Source organism: Klebsiella sp. PL-2018 (assembly GCF_019048985.1).
Lineage (GTDB): Bacteria > Pseudomonadota > Gammaproteobacteria > Enterobacterales > Enterobacteriaceae > Klebsiella > Klebsiella michiganensis.
This window is the reverse complement of record NZ_CP077676.1, coordinates 70,499-78,046: the sequence shown is the minus strand read 5'-3', so window position 1 is coordinate 78,046 and position 7,548 is coordinate 70,499. Positions and strand designations below refer to the sequence as shown.

The 7,548-nt window shown below is 61.1% G+C and carries 4 protein-coding genes and 2 pseudogenes; all 6 read right to left on the bottom strand.

Annotated features, from left to right (window positions below; translation table 11 throughout):
• Positions 1-315: 315 nt before the first annotated feature.
• Positions 316-619: pseudogene (locus tag MKleb_RS30345) on the bottom strand (hypothetical protein).
• A 114-nt stretch (positions 620-733) separates the two neighbouring features.
• The gene (locus MKleb_RS29460) at positions 734-1,312 is read right to left on the bottom strand and encodes a hypothetical protein (RefSeq protein ID WP_217077134.1); all 579 of its coding nucleotides are present in this window, start codon (positions 1,310-1,312) and stop codon (positions 734-736) included.
• 141 nt (positions 1,313-1,453) lie between these two features.
• Positions 1,454-2,036, bottom strand: a pseudogene (locus MKleb_RS29455) (DUF2726 domain-containing protein).
• 339 nt (positions 2,037-2,375) lie between these two features.
• The gene (locus MKleb_RS29450) at positions 2,376-2,717 is read right to left on the bottom strand and encodes a hypothetical protein (RefSeq protein WP_217077133.1); all 342 of its coding nucleotides are present in this window, start codon (positions 2,715-2,717) and stop codon (positions 2,376-2,378) included.
• A complete protein-coding gene (locus MKleb_RS30340) occupies positions 2,668-3,000 on the bottom strand; it encodes a conjugative transfer relaxase/helicase TraI domain-containing protein (RefSeq protein WP_217077132.1) in 333 nt (110 codons plus the stop codon). The genes MKleb_RS29450 and MKleb_RS30340 overlap by 50 nt, the downstream gene beginning before the upstream one ends.
• Complete coding sequence (gene traI, locus MKleb_RS29440) at positions 2,952-7,547, bottom strand: conjugative transfer relaxase/helicase TraI (protein ID WP_217077131.1); 4,596 nt, start codon at positions 7,545-7,547, stop codon at positions 2,952-2,954. The genes MKleb_RS30340 and traI overlap by 49 nt, the downstream gene beginning before the upstream one ends.
• Position 7,548: the final 1 nt, after the last annotated feature.

Genomic DNA, 7,548 nt, shown 5'->3' with positions numbered 1-7,548 from the left:
AATCGCCTCTTTTTTGATGCTGGATTATTTGATTTCGTGGCATTGCACGGCAGTAATCGCAGAACAGGCTTTCTTAAGCCTCTCCGGGGTTTTTTTGATGTTGTGTGGTCTGGATTTCCGCTTTATTGCCAGGCGTGTTCGGTGCTCACTGCGTTGTGCTCCGCCTCATGCCTGACAAGAAAGCGTTTCCGGTGAAAAATCGAGTGAGTCTGGCAAGTGATTCCAGCAGGCATCCCATTTAAGTACCCGCAAAGAATCTGTCGCATCAGGGTTATTGCATTACGCTGGATGGTTTGTTAGCTGGGTGCATCGCTTTTATTCGCGCTGCCTGAACCAGTAGCACTCAGGCCCGTCCTCGCGTGGATGAACTGAACCCAGAAACCAGCCCTCTCCGGGCGGGGGGAACCAGCTCCCACGTCGACGCATCCGGCGGGCCGTCCTGTCATGCCTCGCCAAAAAGCATCAGTCGCCTCGTCACGCATTGTCATGACAAAGCACTCCAGCTTCTGCACGCGCAGCCAGTACATCAGGTGTGCTGTCGTCTGGCAGCAGCTGGGACTAACGCCGGGTGAGTCCAGTAGCCCTGCCCGTCGCGGTCTTCCTTCACCGGCACTATCATTCGTCGGCCTCCAGGGGGGATACGCTTTGGGCGTTTTCAGTCTCATCCGAGCTCTGCTGTGCACGGGCAAACTCGCGCACCTGCGCCTGATATTCCGGCGCGAAACAAAATAAATCACCTTCCTGTTTCTTGAAACATCTCGCATATTCCGAACACACCGCCTGCAACAATGTAAACGATGAAGAGGATATTGCCGGCAGCGTACACCAGGCACGTCGCCGCACCAGTCTGAATATCAGCGACCAGCGCAAACCACTTCATCTGGTGAGAACCAGAGCACCAGGCAGACTGCAGGCAGCAACACCGCAGGTGCCCGGACGAAGGCTTTTCTGAGCATGAACCCCACAGCCCGCCACCACATTCGCGTCTGTTTTTTTGAACAACACATCGCTCTGCAATATCTGCCAGATGATGTCGGCTTTCTCGTTTACCTTCATACTGACACTGGTATTGCCGCAGCTCACATACGTCCGCACGGGCGTCAGGCAGTTGCCGCTTGCGGTCAATATCCCGCGTATACAGCGCCAGTCCGCCCCACATCACGGCTGTGCTGCCGGCGAGCAGGGTCCAGAATTGCCACGCATCGAAGCCCCCCTCTGCAGAAAGATGAAATGAAAACAAAAGCGCAAATGGCAACGTGAATGACAGAATGAGCATGACCTGCGCAACGCGCAGGCGAAAATAACGGAACATGGTGCTTTCCTTTTGATTTGGGTTTTCGGATTGCAGCCACACGACAACCGCGCGGGCAGTTCACATGCCGGCGTCTGGCAGAGCGTGGTTTGATTTATTGCCCGATGACGAACGTCACCGGCACCGCAGTCCGGGCGGTATTCAGTGCGGCTTTTGGGTTGTACTTTCTGTCAGCGTGTTCAGAAAGTCGCTGACCGTTTTCAGGAGCGCCCTGCTGTCCCGGTTCGCAGCAAAGGCACATTCGCCTGGCGCATCACTTCATTGAGCAGAATATCGCGCTTAACACGGCTCTTTTTCAGGTGCGAGGCGTCATCCAGCTCTATTGCGGCAACTACCGCAAAGGTGTGCCGGTCGACAATCACCACGTCACAGTGCCATTGCGCCGCCATGTTGAATAACCGCCACCACATTTTGGACCGGGGCCGGATATGCGCGACAGCTCCACGATATCGGCTACGCGCACCTGCGGGCACAGATACCAGCGCTGCATATCCACGTGCCTGAACAGGTCGTGCATGAAATACACCTCCCTGTCGGTCATCAGCGTCCGCTGCGCCCGCCAGTGATGCCCGCTGCCCAGCAGCTTTTCATTCTCTCCGGGGGTAACGCCCGCCGCAGCCAGTTCCCTGACCAGCGCGGAGTCTGGCCCTCTGCCTGTCCGGGTAAAATGCCAGAGGAGGAACAGAAACGCCCCCACCACTAAAACGCACATCAACAACCGCATTTCACCTCCTTTTGTCAGGTTCATGGATAAATATGAGTACATCGTTAACTTTCTGACCCGGTTCGGTTATCCTGATTAACGAATCAGTCTGACTGATCACCTCCAATAAATACTCATAGAGCTACATCTTTTGCCTGCCTCCATCGACGTGGAGGCATTTTTTTGCTCAGGCGACAATGACCCCCTCCCGCGCTGATTAATCCCTGTTTTGTGGTATAGTAAAGAACTGTCAGCCATCCCTGGAAGACAGTACCTCCTTATAGATTTAATCTCTTTTGAAAGTTACGCCTCAGCGGATTGCTGAGGCTTTTTTTTGCCCGCTGATGCCGCTGCCCGGAATCACTTAATCCTCAAACGATTTGATAATCTCGCGCTCGATGTTGCGCAGTTCAGTGGTGGTGGTTTTTTCAGGTTTTCCGGTGTCCTGCACCGGCGTGTTTCCCGCTCATCCCGGTTCAGCTTGTCCAGCGCGTCCGCCTTCGTCTGGTCATCCGGCTGAGTGTCTTTCTCCGGCAGCATCTCCTCCGCCCGCTTCATGATGTCCGGCAGTGCATCGACCGGCAGCACCCGGTCCGGTTTCTTCTCGTCCTGAAGCTGCTGCTCTGCGGCCTTAAGGGTCTCCTCTGTCGGTTTACCCGCCTCCGTCAGCGAGGCGGCCAGTTCCGGCAGCTCCGGTATCACCGGCCTGGTCTCCGCCCGTCAGCCTGCCGATATTGTGCGGCTCACCGTCCCCGCTGAAGCGCAGCACAACACCGGTGTCCGGGTTTTCTGCCGCCAGTCTGAAGGCATCCGGCAGGGTTTCCGCCATCATCACATCGCCGTTGCTGCTCTGCTGGACCGCCACAAACCGTGCATCCTCTGCCCCGACAATTTCTGGTTTGCCGTGCGCATCCCCGCGCCCGTCCAGCGGCAGCATCAGGATGCCCGTGCGGTGTCCGTGTTCGTTCCACGCCGGAAAGGCCATCGCCGCATCCGGATGCGCGTCGTCCCCGGCACAAACCGCCCCAGCGTTTTCTCCCCGTCCAGCTCAAGGCTGTTCAGCAGCTGACGTCCGTAAGCCACGCTGTCCGCCGGGCGCGATATCGACAGGATGGCGTCAGCCCGCCGGCTCATCCGGTCATCCTTCTCATGCAGCACATCGTGCGCCGTATCGGCTTCCTGATGTTGCTGCACCGCACTTATCCAGCCCTCGAGGTTGTCGGTGTACACCTGCACATGCTCCTTGTGACGCGACATGGCCACGTAGCCCGCGTCAGGTGACGCCATAACCTTACGTCCGGCCTCAACCCCTTCCAGCGTGATAGCGAACCGCTCACTGGCCCCCTGAGCACCGTAGGCGGTCACCGCGTACCCGAGGTCCAGATGCCGGTCTTCCGGCCGTGAGAGATCCAGCGTTCGTCCCGGGCCACCGTCCAGGCTGGCGAGCTGCACCCGGTCACCGGTTATCTTCTCCACCCGCATCCGTTCGTTGTTCACGTAGCCGCGCTCGGTGTCCGTGCGCGTGAAGCGCATCCGGTCACCTTCGGCAATCTCCATCTCCTTTTCCCGGTAGAACTGCGGCGCCTGCGTGCTGTTGTCGAAAGGCGATATCACCATCTCCTTTCCGTCAGCGTTCTGCAGCGTGGCCACACCCGCTTTGACGTCTGTGCCGGTGATGGTCCAGTAGTCGCGGTTCAGCATCACCAGATTGCCGGTGTTCTCGCTCCAGGCGTTCAGCGTTCGCGCCCGGGAGTCGGTCATCCTGACCGGCTCCAGTACCGTTACCGTGGCCGGGTTCGTGACAGCCTCCTTCGCCAGAAGCAGGTCGTGAATCGCCGCGTTAATGTCCTTCCTGTCCCGGTTCAGGTGCGCAACGACAAGGGTGTTATCCCGCGCATCAGCGGTGCGCCCCGCAAAGTCCCGGGCGATGGCCTCCGTGACGTTAACCGGTTGCCCCGCATCTGCCAGTGCCTGGCGTTCCTCATCGTTCTTCGGCGCAATCTCCGTCACCGAACTGGCAGGAAAATACGCATCCCCGTGCCGGGGCACATAGTCCGGCAACGTTTTCGCCGTCCTCGCCAGCGCAGAGCGCACATCCCCGTCAATCAGGTCATACACCGCCGCCCGCAGTTCCGGCGTCTGGCGCACAATCTCCTTCATAATCGCCACGTCCATTGCCGAGCGCTGCTGCGCCAGGCGGAACGGCTGACCGGTATCAATGGCTTTCAGCTGCGCATCGTCCCCGCTGGTTATCGCCCGGCCACCACCCTGCGCTATCACCCGGTAGGTTTCACTCATCTTCCGGTTGCCGACCATCGAGGCCTCATCCACCAGGAAGAGAGTGTTCCGGTAGTCCGGGGTTTCGCCGCTTCGCACCCGCTCCTGATGCTCAAAGATGAACGAATCCAGCGTCTGCGCCCGGACGCCAACGCTCTGCATCTCCCCCACCGCCCGGTGCGTGGGGGCCAGCCCGATAACGTCCGGTTTCTGCCCCTCCGGCAGCGTGCTGAGCGCACTCAGCACCGCCTTAAACTGCGTGGTCTTCCCCACCCCTGCGTAGCCCTGAATCCCGGTGAAGCGGTCCCGGCTTTCCAGTATCAGGCGCGTGGCGTTCTGCTGCCCGGCCGTCAGCCCGGCCAGCACCGACGCCGGCGTGTTCGCCATCAGAGGCTCCACGGCGTTTTTGCCCTCCGCGATATCCCGCAGGATACTTTTCTCCATCTCGTACATGACGCGGGGGACAACCAGCCCGCCCCGGCCTTCCACGCGTATCAGGTCCCCGGCTTTCATCTGGCGGGTAATCTCTTTCTGCAGCGCCACCGGCGAGACCTGCGGGTTCACCTTCACCGCCGCCGTCAGGATTTCTGCTGACTGAAACGCCACCTTCTGGTTCTGCACGTCGTTCAGCGCGATATGCACCGCCCGCTGCGCGTCCGTCAGGGTCTGGTCCTTCGCCGTCCGGACAGCGTCGCCCGCCTCCCCTTCGCCGGTGACGGCTTTCAGCTGGTCAGAGACCAGACTCACCCCGGTCATTTTTGACAGCCGGGTTTCGGCCCGGTCACGGTCCATCGCCGAGTACAGCGTGATGTTTTGTCCGCTGTTGGCCAGACGGTTCACGGTTTCTTCCCGCAACTCCCGCGTGGTCAGCGCGGCCAGCACCCGGGCATTGTCCTGCACGGAGGCACCGAAGGATTCCACGTACCCGTGCGTGAGCTTCAGCGGCTGTGAGATATCCACCGCCACCGGGCCTCCTGCCCGTCCGGCGTCCACCGCGCCGGCGTGCGACAGCACCAGACGCCCCTTGTCGTCCATCCCCCCGACCGTCACCGTGTCGCCCCCTTTCAGCTGACCCCGCGCCTCCCGCGCCAGCACCCGCAGCGTGTCGCCGGCAGCCACCTCAATCTGCCCCGGGCGGTAGAGGTTCCACTCTGACGTGATATCCCGCATCGCCAGCGCCTGACGGTTGCCGTCCCCGTCCACAATGCGCAGCGTATTTTTCGTCTCACTCACCCGGTCGATGGTGTAGCGCTCCATACGCTTTTCTTCTGCGTTAAAGCGCTCCATCACCATCCCCGCCCGGTACGTGTCCCGGTTCATCCGGTCATGACGGCTCAGGAACACCGGCGTCAGCGTCGGCACCTGATGCGTGGCCCCCGTAAGTAATCCCTGCTCGCGCATCACGTCCCGCACCGTCCCGGTCAGCAGCGCCTGCTCTTTCGCCCCGGTCACCTGCACCCGTACCGATTCCCCCGCCTGACGCGCCGCCACGCTGTCTTCGGCTATCTGGCGGTAACGCTGCGTTTTGTCCGGTTGCGACACCACCTGCACGGCAGGCCGTACCCGGTCAGCAAACGCGTGCCGCGCCACACCTGCGGCTTCCAGTACACCCAGCGCATGACCGTTGCCTTTCCCCATGCCGCTGTCCATAAACACAATCTGCGCCCCCGCCGTTCGCGCCTGCTCAACCAGAAACAGCGTGTCTTTCACCCCCAGCGTTTCCGCCTGCGGCACGATGACCGTGGAATGCGGCGTCAGCCCCATATCACTGCGCAGCGCATCCCGCCCCATCGCGGGCGCGGTCAGCCCGCCGGTATCCTGCAGGTACTGACGAAACTTCGCGGTCGGGGCCACCACCAGGGGGGAGCGGCCCTGTTTTTCACTGAGTGCCGACAGGTGCGCGATACGCCCACTCTGCACCGCCGCGCCGCCCTTGCCTTCCACAATCATCATCGGGGCGCGGGCCGCCGCCACGGTCCGGTAACCCCCTTTTTCTCCGGCTTCAGCCGCCCCTTCGGCCAGCACCTTTCCGCCCGCCATATGCTCCGCCGCCAGCTGCTTCACGCTGAGCTCGTCCAGCACATGAATATGTGAGGTGAACACCCCTTTTTCTTTGTCCATCGGTATCAGTTGCCCGGCATCGATGGCCTGCGCGATACCCGCCCGCAGCAGCGGCAGCATCTCCCGGTCAGGCGGCAGCATTTTGGCCGCCATGCTCATCACCTGTGAGTGGGAGAACTGCACCGACCTGTCCGACAGCGCCGCCACGGTCTGCGTGATAACCGACTGCACGGCCTGCTGGCGTTCGTCTGCAGACAGCCCCTGTTCACCGCCCGTCTTCTGTGCGCCGTCGTTCAGGCGACCATCCTGCGCGGCCTCCACCACCTGCTTCGGGTCAAAAGCATGCCCCTCCAGCGTCTTCCACCATTCGCTCTGCCGGGTTTCCCCGTCCACGAAGGTTTTCTGCTCACGGGTTTTCAGCGCAGCCAGCTGCCGTGAACGGGCGCTGGCGCCCGGCTCCACGGCCCGGTCAATTTCCGCCGCACGGGAGGAATACAGTTCCACCACGTCGCGGGGAACTTCCGCGATTTCAAACAGGCCATTTTTTCCGGTGTTCACCGTGCTGTAGCCCAGTGCCTCGATTTTGGGCCGCAGGATTTCCCGCTGCATCTGCCCCCAGGCCACCTGCAGGTCATACACCTGTTCACGGATGCCGTTGCGGTGGTGAATATCGCTGCCCAGCGCCCGCCATTTTTCACCGTCATGCGTGGCGTTCAGCAGCAGGGCGTGGGTGTGCAGGTGCATCTCGCCGTTCCGGTTGATGTCGTGGGTGAACAGCGCCATCACCGCGCTGTTGGTTTCCTTCAGGCTGACCTCACCGTTTTCCGTCACCCGGCAGTTGACGCTTTTCTCCAGCTGTGTGAGCGTTTCGGTGACCGACTCCTTAAACGCCTCAACCAGACGTTTGTCCCCGCCCATCAGGCCGAGGATGGAGAGGCTTTTGGGCGCACCAAACGTCAGGTCAATCCCCGGTCGGTTGCTCTCCACCCCGTCCACCTGCCGCGTGATGCGCGAGCCGTCCGGCAGATGGCCCCGCAGCACCGCATCCAGCACGGGCAGTGAGACATCCCCGCGCAGTCCGAGCTGCTCCGCGCCGTTCCCGAACCATTTCCCCTGGTCGTCATGAATGACTTCGTAGTTTTCCGCGCCACCGTAATACCCGGCGTCGCCGTTAATCGTGCTTAACGACATCATG